This window comes from Deltaproteobacteria bacterium, from assembly GCA_040223695.1.
Classification (GTDB): Bacteria; Desulfobacterota_D; UBA1144; order Nemesobacterales; family UBA2774; genus JAVKFU01.
The window spans coordinates 1-17,458 of record JAVKFU010000015.1 but is presented as its reverse complement, the minus strand read 5'-3'; the positions used below and the strand labels follow the sequence as shown (position 1 = coordinate 17,458).

Below are 17,458 nucleotides of genomic sequence, written 5' to 3'. Positions count from 1 at the left end.
CTACCGCATCACTATAAACGATTTTTGTCGTTAATTATTCCATTCATGGAAATAGTCAGAAATCTTATCTCGAACGAATAGTCTTGCCCTGTGCAATCTTGACTTCGTAGCGCCTATTGACATACCCAGGATTTTAGAGGTCTCATGAATGGACAGCTGTTCAATGTCTCTCAAGTGAAATACTATTCTGTATTTCCCGGGCAGTTCGTTTATTGCTTTTTCAATTAGATCCATGGCTTCTTTCTTATGAAGAATTAAATAAGGGCTGCTGCTCCATTCTTTTGATTTAACCTTACCACCGAGTGATCCGTTAATGTCATAAGGGGCGTAATTTTCAAGGCTTATATCGGTAATGTATTTCCTCTCAGCGCGTAGATGTCCGTAGCTCGCATTCGCAGCTATACGAAAAAGCCAGGTTGAAAATTTAGAATCAGCTCTGAAAGTATTAATTTTACTCGCTAGAATAAGAAATACCTCCTGAATTACCTCTTCCGATTTATGATGATCACGAGTGATCCTAATTGCAGTTGCATAAATTTTTTCGGAATACCGTTTGAAGATTTCTTCGAAGAAACTTTCATTGTAGTCAGCTTGGTAAAATTGTACTAGCTTCTCGTCAATTAAATCTGAAATATTATTATTCTCTTGTCAAACCCCCGGAGATCGGTCCACCTTTTAAGTTAGATTTGTGAAAATGAATAGTTCTTACAGAAGTTCATCAATGTTTCATTTTTTGAATGTACTATTGTGAAGATATGATCCAATTTATTGCTTTAATCTACCATAAGCATACGTATTAGATGTCAATTCTCTTAATTTATCCAATCCAATACGATGACAAAAATCACCAAACCTTTCGTTTTCTTTTTTGTTTTCTCGATATATTTCAATCAACTCTGCTATTCTGTCTGCTAGAACATCTTCGTTCACAAGCTCATTATAGAGTTTATTTAATCTGGTTCCCAGGTGATTTCCCCCCAAATAAATATTGTGCTTGCCGGGAGATGTGCCCATAATTCCGATTTCGGCTACCGGAGGCCGTGAGCAGGCGTTTGGACATCCGCTCATGCGAATTGTTATAGCCTCATTGCCATAACCTCTTTGCTCCAGCTCATCTATGAGATATGGAAGAAATCGTTCGGATTCCGCAAGGGCAAGCCCGCAAGTTGGCAAGGCAGGGCAAGCCATCGAGTTTAGTCTGAGCACCGAATATTCTTTTTCAGTTTTTATTCCGTATTTTGCAAATTCGGATTTTACCTCTTCTATCCGATCTTCAGGTATGTCTGTTAGAATTATGTCCTGAATAGGGGTAAGCCGTATTCCCGGCCTGTACTTTTTTACAATTTCTAACAGGCCGGTTTTCATTTGTGATGCGTCCGTGTCTTTTATTCTTCCATTCTCAACAAAGATTCCAAAATACCAGAGCCCTTGTGTGTTCTGTTCATGCCATCCCAAGTGATTTTGTATCCCTTTGATTTCAATATCTCTTGGTTTTTTAAGTTTGTATCCTAACCTCTTTTCCAAATCTTCTCTGATTCTATTTACTCCCCATTCCTCTACAACATACTTAAATCTGGCTTGTTTCCTGTCATATCTATTGCCATTGTCTCTTTGAAATTCGACGATCTTTGTTACGACATCAATTAGTTTTTCCGGGGGAACAAATGCGAGTGGATCTGATAAGCGGGGAAATGTATGCTTTTGCCTGTGATGACTTCCCAAACCACCTCCAATGAGAATGTTGAAACCTTCAAGCTTGTCGGTCAGTTTCGGGATTATCCCTATGTCGTGTGTATGAATATCTAATGAATTATCGTCGGGTGATGCGATACCTATTTTGAACTTTCTGGGCAAATATGTGTTTCCGTAAATAGTTTCAGTCTCAGATTTATCTAGGTTTAATTTTTCACCGTCGAGCCAAACATCAAAATACGAGCCTGTTTTATAGGAAAGATGGTCAGATATTTTTTTCGCCCAAGCCTGAGCATCAAATATTGATCCCTTCATTATGTTAGATACAGGACTGGCAACGGTGTTTCTGTTGACATCGCCGCAGGCTCCGTTTGTGCGAACAAGTTCACTGTTCAAATGCTGTATGGCTGCTTTAAGGTTTTGTTTACCGACACCATGAAACTGAATATCTTCTCTTGTTGTTATTCTGAGCGTGCCGTCAGCATAATGGTCTGTAACTTCATTAAGTACTTCCCATTGCTCCGGGGTGATCTCTCCACCGCCCGGGTTTTTAGTTCTTATCATGAAAATATACTTTTTGCCCTTTCCTTCTTTTTTCAGCTGCTGCCTTACGTCTCTGTCGTCTTGTTGATAAATTCCGTGGAATTTAAGTAACTCGTACCCTTCGTTTGAGAATTGATCTGAGTCACGCTCAAGCTCACTTGTAATTGTTCCTCTCAAACCGTTGCTCTGCTCTTTAATTATCTCCACTTTCGATTTTTTTAAATCTTTGGACATGATCTCAGGCTACCTCACATACATCTATTTTGCTTCTTTCCATATAATTCTATAGAATCGTAAAGAATGACACCAGTTGATAAGGCCACTCGGACTCTATAAATAGTAATTGCAGATAGTTAGCTGATTACTTCAGATTCAAGTTATGTACCTAGGCTTTACTTCTCTAGAGATGTTTATTAAATGGCTTCAATGTACATTCCGAAATTAAAAGGCAGGAGTAAATAGGAAAATGGCACGCAGTAGTCCTAGTTTTGTGACGCTCATCAAAGCCATACTAAACATCCGTCTTGTCTTATCAACATAAACCACTAAACTAATTGTTTTTTTTCGTAAAAGAATTAGAGTATTCTCCAGAAATTCTCTTATACTCTTCTTCAAGCAAATCTGAAGTTTTTGAATCTATTATTGGTATATCCACAAAATCACACTTATACCAACGTATATTGTCTTTAATGTCTTTGTCTTTGCGAAAATAAACATCTCCTCTTTCATCTATAAAGGTCCTCTTAGTCTTCCAATTTTGTAATTTCATGTTATCTGATACAATTCACTCCGTCTTTATATCATAATACCGTTAGCAATATAGCATACCAAAACAGGTGGCATTACTCACAGTTATTACGCATAAATAAGTCCGTATACATAAACGCTAAAAATGCGCCTTCTGGCAGCCGCGAACATTTCACATGACCACTTTTTATGATGAGCTGCGGAGTACGTCCGTTATAGAGAGGCCCCGCATGCCATCATCGTTAAAAATTTGTATCGAATCTAAATCTAGCATAAAAGTAGTAGACTCATTGTACAGGCAATTGAAATTTATTCTGCCCATCGAAAGTGGGCTGAGAATTTCTACAGTGGGCATGAATAAACAATATGCTTTACATACATTAGTTTGCTTAAGTTTCCTTATCGGACATTGCTCATGCCTGCCATAAATCTCGGTCACATTTTTGCTACAGAGATTTGCAACACTCCTGTTGCAATGTTTTCAGGCAGTTATGAACGCTACAAAAACCGTTGTATAAACGTTCGTTTTTGGAACATCGCAAAGTCAATTTGAGTACAGTTAAACATGTAGTTGAAACTAGTGCAGATCAGTTCTTCTATCTCAGCAGAAGTTGGACAAGCCGTAAAAAGACATATTACATAAATTAAAAAGACCAGACCGAAAATAGAAACGAGTCAGTCTGGGTTTTTCTGAGCGGACCTTTTGATATGACGAGGTTTCTTCTTTTTAGGTCCACTTTTAAACAGAATTCTCTCTTTACTATAATCGGTTTAAGCAAGTTGTTAATTCCACCGCTTTTAATATCATATTGCTTACTTTAACCGCTATATGTAGACTATATATAGCAAACGGAGATTATACGGACCCCGCTGGCCGATGCCACTCGTCTATCCCTAGAAACGTTGAGATGGTCTCCATAGGAGAGGTGAGAGGAAATGGCTAACGATAAAGAAGATAAAGAAAAGAAAAAAAATAAACACCATCATGAAAAGAAGATTGAAGCGAAGAATAAAGAAAAGCGAGAGCTTGATCTATGGGATGAGATAGTCGATCAAACATTCCCGGCAAGCGATGCTATAGCTTTGTATTAATTACGACAAGGCGATCCCGATTAAAAAATGCGGCGGCAAATTAAATTGCTCTGATTTATACGTCCTCATCCATTATTCAACCTCACTCAGCTTGAATCTGGCCCTCTTTACACCCCCTCGCCAAGCGATCTCCCTTTAAGTGAGCGTACTCCATCGTAGTATTGATATTTTTATGTCTGAGCAACCTCCTTACGGTCCTTAAATCAACTCCCACATAATAAGGTGGCACGCATCTAAAGTCTATCGCTTTTGAGTCCCTGATAAAACATGGAATGGCGAAAACCTAAGCTATGATTACCTAGAACGGTTCAATCCACTTGCTGAAATGAATGAAAGTATCGTTAGGAGTTTACGAAAAGATTCGAACACCCGACCTGAGGACCTTAGTCCGTTTCGGGCAAATAATGTAAGTAACGGCCTTCATTGAAAATTGGCTAAAGATACTGAATTATAAGGATAATAATTTTGTGCTGAGAGTTACATATGATTCATAAAAAACTGATAATTTCGGATTGTTCTTAAAAAATACTTGGAACTAAAAACCGGATTATTTCATAAAAGAGAGTAACAAAGGTACTTTTCCAACCATCAGACACCGGACCTAATGACCATATTCGACAGCAAGCTGTAACTACCTGAGAACATTGCTCTATTTATATGCTGATATTGTTCAATACTATGAATCTCTAGTAATATCAACATGTTATAATGAAACTGAGTCTTAGAAAATAGTTAGAAAGCTGAGTAGAGTGACTATAGAAGTACTCACCGAGAAAACCTTATAACTGACTGGAATAAAACAAGAAATACGTGGCGGAGGGCGAGGGATTCGAACCTCCAAGTCCGTAAGGACGCCGGTTTTCAATGCCCATTTTGGGGCTATTTGCAAGTGCCTCAAATCACTCAATAATTTTCCTATCTCTCTGTATTCATTCAATAATCTGGGTTGCATATAGTGAGATCTAGAGACATGAAATAACATCAAAACACATGTAGAACTTAGAAAATGCTTAGAAAGAAACTTGATTCAGATTTAAAGAGTTAGGTTGTAGAGGACTAATTTTCCAGCAAAAGAATTTCTATGGATATACAAAATATATGTTCAATATAATATTCTAAAAATTTTTGCTACAAAAAACCATATACGGTTTCCAATATAAATGGTATTTAGTACTGTTACAATTGTTGAATCGCTAAGTATTATTTGATGCACTGCATGTTAAATCTTTAACTTTGGCTCCAAAGTACATATATCGATGGCTTTATGGTTATTTCCATTGCTCCCGCTCCTTGTATCTTATTCCACAAATTTTACTAGCTTAATTCTACTAAGTTCTTAATGGGGAGCGGTATTCTTGCCCATCTATCTATTATAGGGAGGCAGGTCATATCCACAATACACTAACCGGAAGGCCAGCTTTAAATGTTTGAACAGTTCAACGCGTTTTGTATAATCTTTCTTATCATTGCTAGTCTGCTTTCTTTATACTGTTTACAAAATAATAAATCAAAGAGGAGACTTCCTAAATGGATATTATAACTATGGAAAAATTGAAGGTCTTTTTTACTAGACATGCTGACTGGTGCGTCTCGCTGTATATGCCTACCCACCGGGCAGGCCGAGAAACCGAACAGGACCCGATTCGCTTTAAGAATTTACTTGGAGAGATAAAGGAACGCTTGCTGGCAAAAGGCTTGCGCTCATCTGATGTGCGGGAGGTACTGAAACCGGCACAGAGTCTTTTACGTTACACCGGCTTCTGGCAGCACCAGAGCGACGGTTTAGCGGTGTTTGTTACTTCAGAAGAATTTCATTACTATCGTCTTCCTCTTCACTTTGAAGAATTGGTGGTGATTTCAAAACGTTTTCATCTCAAACCTCTATTTCCCTACTTCACCAGCGACGGCCGCTTTTACATCTTGGCACTTAGCCAGAACCAGGTCAGGCTGCTGGAGTGCACACAGCACACAGTGGATGAGGTAGAAATAGAAAGTATGCCCAAGAGCCTGGCCGAGGCGTTTCAATACGAGCGTTTCGAAAAACAATTACAGTTCCATACTGGCACACCATCGGGAACGGGAATCCGCAGGGCTATGTTTCATGGTCATGATATCAGTGACGAAGTTAAAGGCAAGATTCTGCGTTGGTTTCAAATGGTTGATGAGGCATTAACCGGCATGTTATCAGGCCAGCAATCGCCTATCGTGCTTGCAGGCGTCGAGTATCTCTTCCCGATTTACAACGAGGCAAACACATATCATCATCTTTTGGAGCAGGGAATTCCAGGCAATCCAGAGGAACTGAAGCCCGAGGAATTACACGACCGTGCTTGGACGCTAGTAAGGCCCATTTTCACAGAGAAACAGGAAAAAGCGGCCGCGCAGTACAGTCAATTAGCGGGCACAGGACAAACTACATCCGATGTTAATGAGGCTGTTATTGCAGCGCAACGCGGGCGGGTGGATATCTTGTTTGTTGCTGTCGGCGTTCAGTTATGGGGTACTTTTGATCCTGACACAAACACGGTTCACGTGCACGAGCACGCTGAACCCGGTGACGAGGACCTCCTCAACCTGGTTGCCATCCAGTCCATGTTGAACGGAGGAGCTGTCTATGCCGTTGAGCCGGAGCAGATACCGGGGCATGCCCCCTTAGCAGCGGTGTTCCGCTATTGAGATTAAGTGCAGGAATGGTCGAAGAGAAAAACTAAGGACGATTGGACGGGGAGTAATTATATTGAAGATCAATTGTGACAACTGGGGTTGGATGATAGACATTGATATATAGTTTGCCTATCTATGTATATTAGCAACATTATGTTCACAAAACATAGGGTGTACTTCTGATCTGAAACGATAATTATCGCTCTCTCCGTTTTCGTGTTTTCCTTTATTACCCCTATTTTATTAAAGCGTATAAATAGATTAACGGGGTGGGCAATCGAGATTTACGTTTTCGGGTTGATGCTCTACTTCGGAAGCTATATCGGCGTAGTCTCATCCAACCAGGTGTTCAACGTACGGTACAGCTGGGTTCCATATTTGAACATTGATTTTTCGTTTTTACTCGATGGGTTAAGTCTCTTACTCTCGCTCGTCATCACGGTGGGCCTCACCCCAACCTAGGGCCAAAGATAATGAGAAAATCCTAACTTAAAAGATGGACCGGTTTCAGGGGGCTCGACAGTGTCGCAGGAAGACTTGGAAAAAATGGGGATTTTACTTCCACGTGAAGAATGGGGCCGTTATCAACTTGCTACGGCAGTAAATAAACCTTATTGGCAGTAATTGGAAATTTAACGGTATTATCTGTGATGTTTATCTATTTCGGGAACGGGAAAAGCCTCACATGGGTTGGCACGGGATTATTTTTGATAATGCTTTTATTGTTTACACGGCTCTCAATAAGGGCTGTCAACAATCAAGTGAACTTTTTCGAGGAAAGTGCAAATGAAGAACTTACTTGAGAAGATTATAGCCCAAATGCTAAGATTCGTATTCTGTTTAGGAGATTTTTATAAGTTTTCGATATTATTGAGGTTAATGTAACTTATCTTTTATAAAGAATTTTTATCTATTCCATACGGCCTATTCATTCAGTATGGAGGGAACAATTATGAATGATTCTTAACTATTTTTTTATAGGTGCAGGTACAACTTAGTAACCTCATATTCGTCTTCATCAATTTTTCGACCTAAACCAGCATGAATCTAAGTAGGCCATGAATAAATATCGCCAATTTTTGTCGTAGTCAGCCTTGTTTCAAACTGAAGCCACTGAAAATTAAATAGTTACAAAAGACACCGTATGTTTTGGCGACCGATTGGTTTTGTTTGCCGCAGTTTTATCTAGATGAATCGCAATGTTGTTTTAGCCAGGAAGACTAATTGCTCACTTGTTTACAATTGTCACTAGTTCTAAATCATAATTGCGGGCAATCATTTCACGATAATCAAATACGAATTTCTCAACTGTCCTCTTTCGTATTACTGTTCCTTACGGCGGCCGGTCCATCCGCGCCAGCCTAGATAAACGGCACCGAGTACGGCGAGCACCATGAGGGGACCAGTGAATATCATGAACAGGGTCCAGTTGCGGGTCGTCCTAGCATCCCTAAGACTCTCCGCTTCGTCGCGAATCCTCGCCAGGTGACCCAGCACGTCCGCGTAACCGTACCACCAGGCATAGTCAGGGCTCATATGGAAAGCGCCTTTATATGATTTGAGGTTGGAGAAAAAGAACATATCGAAATATTCACGTTCAATCGCCGATACGTTGAAGTAGAGTCCGGCAGGCCAGTGCTGCGCAAATCCCCCCGGTATCTCGATGGCCGTAAACCTGGGTCCTTGGAGAAGCCCCGCTGCCATCTGTCCGTGGCTTGGCGTAATCAGTCCGTCCTGGTATAGCCCCGCAAGTATATCCCTCGCCTCTACCACTAGTGCGTCACCAGAGAGCTTATGAGCGTCAGCGGATTCGAGATAGTACCTGGCTTTGTCTTCCGAGTGGCAGGTTAGGCAAACCATAATCATTTCCTTTCGCTTCGCCTGGTTTTCCGGCTCAAGCGTTATGTCCTCGAGCTCCCCTGTTGCCGCCTGTGTGCCCATGCCCCATATTATTTTCCTCGTCATGTTGTGACTCGAATACCTGTTTCCGTTTTCGTCCACATAGAGCATGTGGCAGTAGGAGCACGTGGGCGTATCGTACTCGGCCTCAGTGAGAGGTTTCGACCAGTCCCATGCATCCCCGCGAGCTACGTAAATGGAGCCGTGCTTCGAACTCATATAGGCTTCGTAGTTGGGATGGTCGGGACCCATGTGACATGTATAGCATGCCTCAGGCTTACGGGCCTCTTCGAGATTGAATGAGTGGCGCGTGTGGCATGCGATGCAGCCGTTCCTGTAATCGAGGCTGCTTGTGTCTATGTACTTCATCTGCTCCTCACTCCAGTACTTTGCGTCAGTGGCTCCTGCTTGCGCGTGGCAGGGGTCACACCCCATCTGCATGACTTTTCTCGGCATCTGCTTATAATTTGGCACTCCGATGTTGCGCTCCCAGTTGATTCCCAGATCGCCGGGTCCGGGGCCGTAGGAGTGGCCTGCGTCGACGACATGCTCTTTATAAATCACGGGATGGCAGGTAGCGCACATGGTTTCTGGGACTCGTCCCTTGGAAGCCATAATAGTATCGTGGTTAGTGCCGTGGCAGTTAGCGCATGTGAGCTGTGGGAGAGGGAATGTAACCCGGGTGTTTTGGACTCCTTCCATACCCATGGCGCTCGCCTCGAACTGACTCACAAGCTCGGGGTGGAGAGTTCTGTGACAATCGGCGCAGGTATTGGGGCTTAGCTCTCCATGAGGGATGTCCTCCTGTAGCCTTTCAGGCGGAGGCGGGACATCTTTGATGTATGCGTAAATTTCGCGTGCTTCTTCGTTACTTACGACTTCGCCGGGGAATGCTGGCATGATGTCTCTCGGATGCCGGATCTGGTTTAAGAAGGCCTCGAACGGAAGCGCTGTGTGGGCCAAGGCAGGCCCTACGCCGCCGCGGCCGCTTATTCCGTGGCACCCCATGCAGCCTTTGGAGATGAAAAGCCGGCTGCCGTCGATATTATCTTCACTAGCTCGGGAAGAAGCGGTAAGCAAAATTGCGAACAGGAGAAGAGAAAGCAGGACGATTAGTTTTATAATAGCCCCCTTTTCTGAATATTTCTCCTATCATATCAAAATTTTTTATAATTTTAAAGATGATATATGGTGGAAAGTGTCGGGGTGAGTGAAATGCAATACAAATCGAGATGGTGTTCTATTCGAGCTTATGAAATATCGGCTTTCAGGGAGGATTCGAACCGGACCGACCTGAGGACATATGTCCACTGGTTTTATCGAAATGAAAATATGAGTCCAAGTTCTGTTCACGTAATCAGTTGTTACAAAACAAAATATTTTTTGCTAATCAATTTAGAAATGTGAAAAAAGTTCAAATTTCTTCGATTCATTCTTTGAGTATTCTTTGAAGATAAGGCTTCCCTGAAAAGAAAAGGGGTCCAAAATTGGGCTACAACTCACTGTGATTATTGAGAAAATTTACGCGCCCGGAGGGATTCGAACCCCCGACCTACGGATTAGAAGTCCGAATTGAAGGATTTTCATAACTTGCTGGAACCGCTGATATTATTGTAAGTTGCTTAAAATAAACGATTTCTATTGATTCCATATGGTCTATTAATTCTGCGGGGAAGCAAGAATTATGGTTGATTCTTTGAATATTCTTTGAAAGAAGGGGTTAACTTTTTTACTGCTACTCTTATCTAAATCTCGATTTAACATGAAACTATGAAAGATGTAATGCATCCTAACCATACTTTCAACCTTATATATAAAATTTTTACTGCTCCCCTTTTGTCAAGCCCGGATTAAGTTGAAGAATGCGAATGCTTTCAATCCATTTTTATGACCACATGAACGAGGAATTTTCTGTCAGAAAGCTAACTAAAAATGTGTCCCGCTATTGTCGCGCTCATATGCCAATGTTCCCTCCTTTATTGCTACCCTCGTTTTTTCGAATTTCTTCCAGGAACCGTTAGGGAGGGAAATTGCTTAATCGAGCAAAAAATTTAGCCGTGCATCGGCTTTTGATGCGGTGATTTCCAGGATTTCAGCTTTCACCACATTTTCAGCCACAAACGGATCATTATTGACTCTGCTCTCCAGATCCGCCATTGAAGTATTGTGTGCCACAATCCCACCGCCCAAATTTAGTAGTAGACTACCGACCAACAAAAACACGCCGTCATCAAAACCGCGCTTGATCCATTCTTTGTGGCCTTCCATGAATTGGCTAGCCTTGCCCTTGTTGTCTGAAAACTTGAGAAGTACGATAAACATCGGATTTGTTCTCCTAGTGAGGAAAGTTTTAATAGTTGCGTCGGATGGGAATCGCCAGTGGCCGGATTGGCGAGCCGGTTGCGCCACGCAGTTTCAGCGAGGAGGCTATGAACACGAATTCATACACCTGATCTTTCGCCAGCTCTTCCAGCCACAGGATTTCGAGCAATGAAACCCCCTGCTCTGCTAGAAGATAGGTGTGCACGGGAGCGAAATTCGCAGGGTCATTGGATGGAAAGCTCTCTACGCCAAAGTTATCCGCGCCGAGTAGCATCGCCTTCTGCTCTTCGACCAACCATCGAGCCGCTTCTAGGCCCAGGCCAGCCTGATCCGCAAGGCGGTAGCTGGACGCGTCAGGCCACAGGATCATGAGTCCGGTTCGTATCAAGACCACATCGCCAGGCCGAATTTTCGTGCGCTGTTGTTTCAGCGCCTCTTGCAAGTCCGCCACTGTGATAGAATAGGACGCCGGCAGGTGCACCATGTTCTTGGACTTCGCCACATCGATGAGCACCCCCCTGGCCACGATGGGTGGATACTTATCGGCGCCTGATTTGGTCCATCCGCGAACGCCAAGTGCGTCGTCGGCACTGACCTGATTCCAGATCTTTCCGTGAAGCCCGAAGTGATTGAGCATATCAATGTGGGTGCCTATATGGGTAGACATGGAAATGCCATCACCCGAGTGGGACACCTGTTCTTTGGTGCTGCCACGTGCGGGTGTATGCGTCATCCAGATCTGATAAGCCGGATCGCCGAAGTGATCACAGCAGGTTGGCATTCCTACGAACAAATCCACCCCAAGATCGTAAATCTTACCACTAGTGACCTGCTTAAGAACATCTAGCCTGGACGTATCGGTCATCATGTTGAGTGCTCCGATTTCATCAGCGGGACCCCATGGGCTCAATGTTGCCACATTCTCGCCGATTTGCGCGTAAGCACTCACGCTCCCAATAATGAGAACCGCGAAAGCGCAAATTTTTGCTGTATTTGCCAATAGTTGCTTCACTTGAAAATCTCCTAACATAAATTTTGAATTTGATATTTTGAATTTTGACCTATGATTTCTGTAACATTATCTGTACCGATAATGTGATTCTTATGAATTATTTTTTCGTTTGTTATAAGCATTCTTGCTGTTTGATGTCTTATGTTCTCTTCAGTTTCCTTTAATTAATGCTGGCAATTTGTTTATTACATTCATTAGAAACGAAGTGGTGACTATCAAATAACTTCCCATGCAGAATAACGCTGTGAGCCAGATACTTATTTGCCATGACAATATGATGCTCGCTCTGGTCAATTAATCCCTGAATATCGACACTCTTACGTTCATGATTGCCAAGAACGATGCCCATTGCGATATGAATATGATTAGCACTTTGTATAAATGACTCTATAGATTTAAGAAAAGCATCATGAGGTTCTTTCATTTCCTCGGGGATATACATAGATTCGAGTTCATGTTTCATCCCGTCGAGTGACTCGACCAAATTCTCCGACGCCTGGAAGATATTACTATAATTCTCTATAAGCAGGATGTTTCCAAACTCATCACTTATCTCTCGCAAGTACCTATATTTAATGATTATCTCACACCTATATTGCTGAAAACTGCCAGTGCTCTCTTGTAATTTGGATTCAGCTCCACATGCGATAAACGGAATCAACACAACAACTAGCAGCAATTTTTTTAGCGTTTTAGGCATTTCAAAATCTCCCTATGACATACTGAAAATGTTTATTCAGATGTGGGGAATCGTTCAAAACTTCTTGATCTGTATCTACTCTAAACTGACTTGTATCATAGGACGCCCCGTTCATGTTTCAGGACAGGATTTAAGTGCACTCTGCTATTTAGACGCAATTTAACTTCCAGCACTTCAGAAACAATATTGTCTTTGCCATGATCACACACTGCGCTCAAGCTAATTCTTTGAGATTCTATCCCTTGATTTACAAGAAAGGATCTTACAGCCTCAGCCCTTTTCATCCCTAAATTGAAATTAAAGCTGTATTCACCGCTGTTACAGAAGCCCACTACTTCAACACTGTAATCAGGGTTCGTAATAAGGGTCTGGGCATTCTCTCTTAATACAGGTTTTGCGTCTTCTCTTATTACAAATTCTCCTTCGTTAAAGAATATATCTCGTAGTGGTACTCCAGTTTGATTTTGAGCAAAGGATTGGAATGAAAAAACCATAACCAGGAAAAATATATAAAAGGCACTTATAAATTTCATTACATTCACTACCTCTCTAAATTTCCGCACATCCTCCACAAATATAGATTCCATTAGCGTCTCAATGGATGCTTTTAATTATTAAGGCATCTAATGTTCTTGATTCGTTTTGTAAATGCATCTCGATTAGGGTGCTTTTCTTGTGTTGTGACTCACTTGATTTATAGACTTGCCAAACAACCAGATAGCAGCGCCGAGCAAAACAATATCCTTAATCAGGAATTGTCCGGGCAAGGCAGATAAAGCAGGAAATCCTCCCAGACTATGCTCCCAACCTGGTGTCGAAAATAGGAAAGTCAAAGTTGTAGTAAACATTCCGACAGCCAATGCACTTCCGATGAGCGTCAATTTCACTGAGAGAAATCGCGCTGCAATCAACAACGCAATGCAGATTTCAATTGTCCCCAGCAAATATGAAAATCCCTGTACACTTAATAATCCATATACCCAGCCAAGCAACGGACTGTTTACCACCAAGGGTTGGATGGCATGAGCTTCATAGGCAGTAAACTTCATGGCCCCGATCCAAGCAATAACCAGTGCTAGCCCGTATTGGATCATGAAGAATCCTATATTTTGTATTGTATCGCTTATTCGTAATCCACTTGCAAGCTTAGACACACCAACCATCTCATTCGCATTGTGCTGTGATTGTCCTTGAATTAACACTCCGGTTTTTCTCACCTGTTGCCTCCCATTTAGTTTAGAGTTTCTACAGCAATTTGATTCCTGTTGACTTTCAATGGGTTCTTATGATTTGAGAACTGAGATGAAACTGGTATCAAAAATTGCGGAATATTGAAGTATGTGAAAGTAATACATGAAGAGCAAATTTAGCTACAAAGCATGCATATATTAACTCAGAATTTTTATGAGGAAATTATTCTTTTGACCAATATACAATTCATAAGGGCTGGTGTCGGTATGTCACCATCACAACGTTCTAGATGCCTAGGCAATGTAAAAATTTGTATATGAAATAAACATCTACGTCTACATTTGGTGCTAGAAGTTTCCATTTGGGGCTCCCTTAAGGCTTTGATTATCCAGTGTGAGGTCCGCCACTGCTCTCTTTAGTCTTGAGTTCTCTCGTTCGAGATTCTTTAATCTCCTTGCATAGTCTACTCCCATCGCTCCGTATTCCTTACGTCAACGGTAATTTCTATTCTCTGTTATGCCTATCTCTCTGCATATCTTTGACACACTTCTGCCCTGAGCGGAGAGCACTTCAGCCTGACACAAGTGTCTTATTAATTGTTCCGACGTGTAACGGTTACTACCCATGCTCCCGACCTCCTATGCATAAAGTTTTCTATCCAAAACCTAACTTATTACATTGTCCAATTATAAGGGATTAGCTCACAAGGAAGGTCTATTTATTCAGCTATGTAGTAGTACCATACTCATCATTCTGATAACGCTTACAGCCTTCCTCAAACTCTGTCCTGGGCGGTAACTTGGGTTCTACACCCATTTTAACGTCAAATATATCAGCCAGTTTTAAAAATAGCTCTGGGTAGTACCAACAGCGATCATGCCCCTGTTTGTCTACCCATTCCTGAATTATTTGCTTCGCTTCTTCGCAGCTCTTACATTTAGGATTCATAGTTTAACTCCAGATTATTATTTTAGTCTAATCACATAGAAAATGTATTTACCAAACTTGATTAAAAAAAGTCTATACGAGTGCAAGCATAATGCTAGAATTTGCTCTTCCCGTTAGAATTTAACTTTTTTACCAGTAGAGAAACTACTATACCTCGGGTCGATATACGATCTATTTCGATAAAGCCTAGCTGGTGATGGAATGCCTGAGACTCAACATTAAATGGTTCGTAATTTACTTCACATACAAGGGTTGTTATGTTAATTTGCCTCGAAAGTTCTTCCAGATCACTGTACAATCTTTTACCAAGTCCTTTATAACGAAATGGCTTGCTTATTGCCACCTGGTCAATATAGAGAAAGTTTCCCGTAATATGCTTTTGGAACCAAAGAAACTCTTCTCCGTAATATGCTGCCTCACGAGTTAAGGCGCAAACATATCCCACTGTTTCCTCATTGACTTCAATCACGCGAAAAATTGCACTTTCAGCCACTAACAAATCGTAATACTTGCTATCCATCTCAGACACGCCTTTAAGGGCGCTTCGATTGATATTAAAGATAGAATCCCTGTCATCGGACATAGCATCTCTAATTGTTGTTTGCATTGATCGTTATGTGTTCAGTCCAGTTAAAAATTGCCTTTCAGTTTGCGGAATCTTCTCCGGCCAAGTTCGGCGTGTCATATTGTATGGTCCTACATATATGTGGAATATCATTATATGGTTTATCGCCACGGTTCTGGGGTTAAAGTATAAAACACTATGTTGTATCACATTACTGTTTTACGATTCGTATCCCCGCTCTCATAGATGGATGGTAACGGCAGAAATAACTTTTGTGCATATCCTCTTGGATAACTATCTGCCATCGTCCTTCCGCCTCAATCAGGCCAGAATCCCAACTTTCATCATCCGCTGTGACAGTGTGTGGAATAAAATCGTAGTTTATCCATATGATTGTATCGCCGGGGGCCACCGCCAGCTCCTTGGGAGTAAATTCAAGATTGCGTATCTTGACTATATGCTCCTTACTTGTGGAGTCATCGGCCTTAATAGTGTTCAATGAACTACATGCAAGGACTGCGGCTGCTATAATGACGGCCGCAGTCCTAAATGATGTTATTAGCAATCCCACTAGGAATTATTCCTTCAAAGAATTAACCATGTTCTGTGCGTGCTGCTCATGACTCTTGAAGATCACGAGTGCTTGTTCGAACAGCGCTTTCATTTCAGGGTTTTGAATGTTAGGTATGAAGGTGCTTCCTACTAAAGCATTAACAGCCTGATGGTAGGCGAGCTCGTTTTCTGCGTAGCGTTTGTCGAATGCCACTCCACTCAAGCCGCTCATTTCCTCAACGAGCTTATCGGCCTGCTGATTAAGCTGCTGGCTCAAGAAGTTATCCTGCGGCAGAGCGTTGAGCTTCTCAAGAAGAGCCAGGGCTTGTTCGTTAACCTTTGTGTGATCCCGAATCATGGTTTCGGCGAATTCAATCACCTCGGGATTTTTGGACTTTGCAAGAGCTAGATGCGCATAGCGAATATCAATCGAATCTGCCGTATATGCAACATGTGCTATCTCCAAATCATTAAGGTCCGCAGGAGATGGTGCCTTTTCTGCCTTAACTATGGAAGCTGAAAATGCCGCAAAGAGTAACGTTACAGCCAACAAAGCTACGATTACTGACCTTGGGATAATTGTATTTCTCTTCATAGTATTTACCTCCTCACTTCATTTGTTTTACTTACTTCTTAATATTTATAGATGTAATGTACTACGTTAAAGATGCATTTTACTTCACTAACATAAACTGATATTGGAAGAATTTGCATCATTATGAATTTTTTAAAGCGTGTTGAGTACGTGCATGAATAAAAGTTAGTAAATATCAAAATGGTCAGAAGAGAGAGTATTTATAAAGTAGCAACGCTTAGGATTAAACATACGATTATATTTAAAATAAAAGTAATATAAGTTTTCAGCTATCTAGGTAGTCATTAATTTTAAAATATACCGCCAAATCTTTGAAATCCCGCGGTGCTGCATTGAGTGCGCTAACGACGCCAGTTTCAACCAATAACATTTGTGATTAGAAATCACGAAATATCGAGATTTTTTGATATTTCGCTATTCAACCAGAACATCTTGTAAAAAGCTTAATGCTTGATTTATCAAATTACTCCAATGAAGTCAGATGCTTATGAGTAAATTTCCCTTTCCTTAACTCCATGGCACATTAGTTGCAATTACAACTAGCTAAAAATTAGAAAGGAGGTGATGTACATGTCAGTTAACAATTCTGAAATAGCACATGAGCTTGTATATCTTGGAGGCAATGAAGGTAAAGCATATACAGATGCTGCCTTGCCTAACGGAGATGATAGTTTGGATAACGCTGGTGGTGAGTTTATACACTCATTTATTAGTCGTACGGTGATTGTAGTTGAAATATAAGTAATTTAACAGGAGGTGATTTCCATGTCATTAGAAACTTCAGGAGAAGCGAAGGAGCTTGTTTATTTCGTAGACGGTGAAGGAAACTCTTTTAAGCAGGATCCGATTGTCGTGTTGCCGGATGGAGGCGATAGTCTGGATATTGCAGGCGGAAAGTTTATCCATAAGGTAAAAAGCGAGGATACGAACAACGTA

General features: G+C 41.5%; 14 protein-coding genes and 1 tRNA gene. 4 read left to right on the top strand and 11 right to left on the bottom strand.

The genetic code is table 11. The features are described 5' to 3' along the window. Positions 1 to 765: 765 nt before the first annotated feature. Positions 766 to 2,469, bottom strand: coding sequence for an NADPH-dependent assimilatory sulfite reductase hemoprotein subunit (locus RIG61_04225; protein MEQ9618364.1), 1,704 nt, complete (start codon positions 2,467 to 2,469; stop codon positions 766 to 768). Between the two features lie 1,449 nt (positions 2,470 to 3,918). On the opposite strand from RIG61_04225, the gene RIG61_04220 reads away from it, so the two are divergent. Then, on the top strand, positions 3,919 to 4,074 hold the full coding sequence (locus tag RIG61_04220) for a hypothetical protein (GenBank protein ID MEQ9618363.1): 156 nt from the start codon (positions 3,919 to 3,921) through the stop codon (positions 4,072 to 4,074). A gap of 1,527 nt (positions 4,075 to 5,601) precedes the next feature. Then, positions 5,602 to 6,750, top strand: a complete 1,149-nt coding sequence (locus RIG61_04215) for a hypothetical protein (protein MEQ9618362.1) — start codon at positions 5,602 to 5,604, stop codon at positions 6,748 to 6,750. A 1,311-nt stretch (positions 6,751 to 8,061) separates the two neighbouring features. Here RIG61_04215 and RIG61_04210 read toward each other — a convergent pair. Further along, entirely contained in the window at positions 8,062 to 9,645 is a 1,584-nt protein-coding gene (locus RIG61_04210) for a multiheme c-type cytochrome (GenBank protein ID MEQ9618361.1), read from the bottom strand. Here RIG61_04210 and RIG61_04205 point away from each other — a divergent pair. Continuing rightward, positions 9,536 to 9,847: a hypothetical protein gene (locus tag RIG61_04205; GenBank protein ID MEQ9618360.1), complete on the top strand. Its 312-nt coding sequence runs from the start codon at positions 9,536 to 9,538 to the stop codon at positions 9,845 to 9,847. The two genes, RIG61_04210 and RIG61_04205, sit on opposite strands and share 110 nt — an antisense overlap. 314 nt (positions 9,848 to 10,161) lie before the next feature. On the opposite strand, the gene RIG61_04200 is transcribed toward RIG61_04205, so the two are convergent. The 9 genes from RIG61_04200 to RIG61_04160 form a co-directional block, all read right to left on the bottom strand. Further along, positions 10,162 to 10,240, bottom strand: a tRNA-Arg gene (locus RIG61_04200). Between the two features lie 431 nt (positions 10,241 to 10,671). Further along, positions 10,672 to 10,959 (bottom strand): hypothetical protein, encoded by a 288-nt coding sequence (locus RIG61_04195; GenBank protein MEQ9618359.1) that lies wholly within the window; start codon positions 10,957 to 10,959, stop codon positions 10,672 to 10,674. A 28-nt stretch (positions 10,960 to 10,987) separates the two neighbouring features. Then, positions 10,988 to 11,971 (bottom strand): cyclase family protein, encoded by a 984-nt coding sequence (locus RIG61_04190; GenBank protein MEQ9618358.1) that lies wholly within the window; start codon positions 11,969 to 11,971, stop codon positions 10,988 to 10,990. A 160-nt stretch (positions 11,972 to 12,131) separates the two neighbouring features. Then, complete coding sequence (locus tag RIG61_04185) at positions 12,132 to 12,671, bottom strand: hypothetical protein (protein ID MEQ9618357.1); 540 nt, start codon at positions 12,669 to 12,671, stop codon at positions 12,132 to 12,134. Positions 12,672 to 12,766: 95 nt separating this feature from the next. Beyond that, positions 12,767 to 13,258, bottom strand: a complete 492-nt coding sequence (locus tag RIG61_04180) for an OmpA family protein (GenBank protein ID MEQ9618356.1) — start codon at positions 13,256 to 13,258, stop codon at positions 12,767 to 12,769. A 72-nt stretch (positions 13,259 to 13,330) separates the two neighbouring features. Continuing rightward, positions 13,331 to 13,888, bottom strand: a complete 558-nt coding sequence (locus RIG61_04175) for a DUF417 family protein (protein ID MEQ9618355.1) — start codon at positions 13,886 to 13,888, stop codon at positions 13,331 to 13,333. 1,016 nt (positions 13,889 to 14,904) lie between these two features. Continuing rightward, complete coding sequence (locus tag RIG61_04170; protein ID MEQ9618354.1) at positions 14,905 to 15,393, bottom strand: GNAT family N-acetyltransferase; 489 nt, start codon at positions 15,391 to 15,393, stop codon at positions 14,905 to 14,907. 193 nt (positions 15,394 to 15,586) lie between these two features. Then, on the bottom strand, positions 15,587 to 15,874 hold the full coding sequence (locus RIG61_04165; GenBank protein ID MEQ9618353.1) for a plastocyanin/azurin family copper-binding protein: 288 nt from the start codon (positions 15,872 to 15,874) through the stop codon (positions 15,587 to 15,589). Positions 15,875 to 15,952: 78 nt separating this feature from the next. Then, positions 15,953 to 16,522, bottom strand: coding sequence for a DUF4142 domain-containing protein (locus tag RIG61_04160; GenBank protein ID MEQ9618352.1), 570 nt, complete (start codon positions 16,520 to 16,522; stop codon positions 15,953 to 15,955). A gap of 570 nt (positions 16,523 to 17,092) precedes the next feature. Here RIG61_04160 and RIG61_04155 point away from each other — a divergent pair. After that, entirely contained in the window at positions 17,093 to 17,263 is a 171-nt protein-coding gene (locus RIG61_04155) for a hypothetical protein (GenBank protein ID MEQ9618351.1), read from the top strand. The last annotated feature ends 195 nt before the right edge of the window (positions 17,264 to 17,458 follow it).

Bases quoted from the DNA above. Each gene is read 5' to 3' on its own strand.
- RIG61_04155 (MEQ9618351.1), top strand. From the start codon at position 17,093: ATGTCAGTTAACAATTCTGAAATAGCACATGAGCTTGTATATCTTGGA.
- RIG61_04225 (MEQ9618364.1), bottom strand. From the start codon at position 2,469: ATGTCCAAAGATTTAAAAAAATCGAAAGTGGAGATAATTAAAGAGCAG.
- RIG61_04180 (MEQ9618356.1), bottom strand. From the start codon at position 13,258: ATGGAATCTATATTTGTGGAGGATGTGCGGAAATTTAGAGAGGTAGTG.
- RIG61_04210 (MEQ9618361.1), bottom strand. From the start codon at position 9,645: ATGGGGTGCCACGGAATAAGCGGCCGCGGCGGCGTAGGGCCTGCCTTG.
- RIG61_04160 (MEQ9618352.1), bottom strand. From the start codon at position 16,522: ATGAAGAGAAATACAATTATCCCAAGGTCAGTAATCGTAGCTTTGTTG.
- RIG61_04185 (MEQ9618357.1), bottom strand. From the start codon at position 12,671: ATGCCTAAAACGCTAAAAAAATTGCTGCTAGTTGTTGTGTTGATTCCG.
- RIG61_04170 (MEQ9618354.1), bottom strand. From the start codon at position 15,393: ATGTCCGATGACAGGGATTCTATCTTTAATATCAATCGAAGCGCCCTT.
- RIG61_04215 (MEQ9618362.1), top strand. From the start codon at position 5,602: ATGGATATTATAACTATGGAAAAATTGAAGGTCTTTTTTACTAGACAT.
- RIG61_04220 (MEQ9618363.1), top strand. From the start codon at position 3,919: ATGGCTAACGATAAAGAAGATAAAGAAAAGAAAAAAAATAAACACCAT.
- RIG61_04205 (MEQ9618360.1), top strand. From the start codon at position 9,536: ATGATGTCTCTCGGATGCCGGATCTGGTTTAAGAAGGCCTCGAACGGA.
- RIG61_04195 (MEQ9618359.1), bottom strand. From the start codon at position 10,959: ATGTTTATCGTACTTCTCAAGTTTTCAGACAACAAGGGCAAGGCTAGC.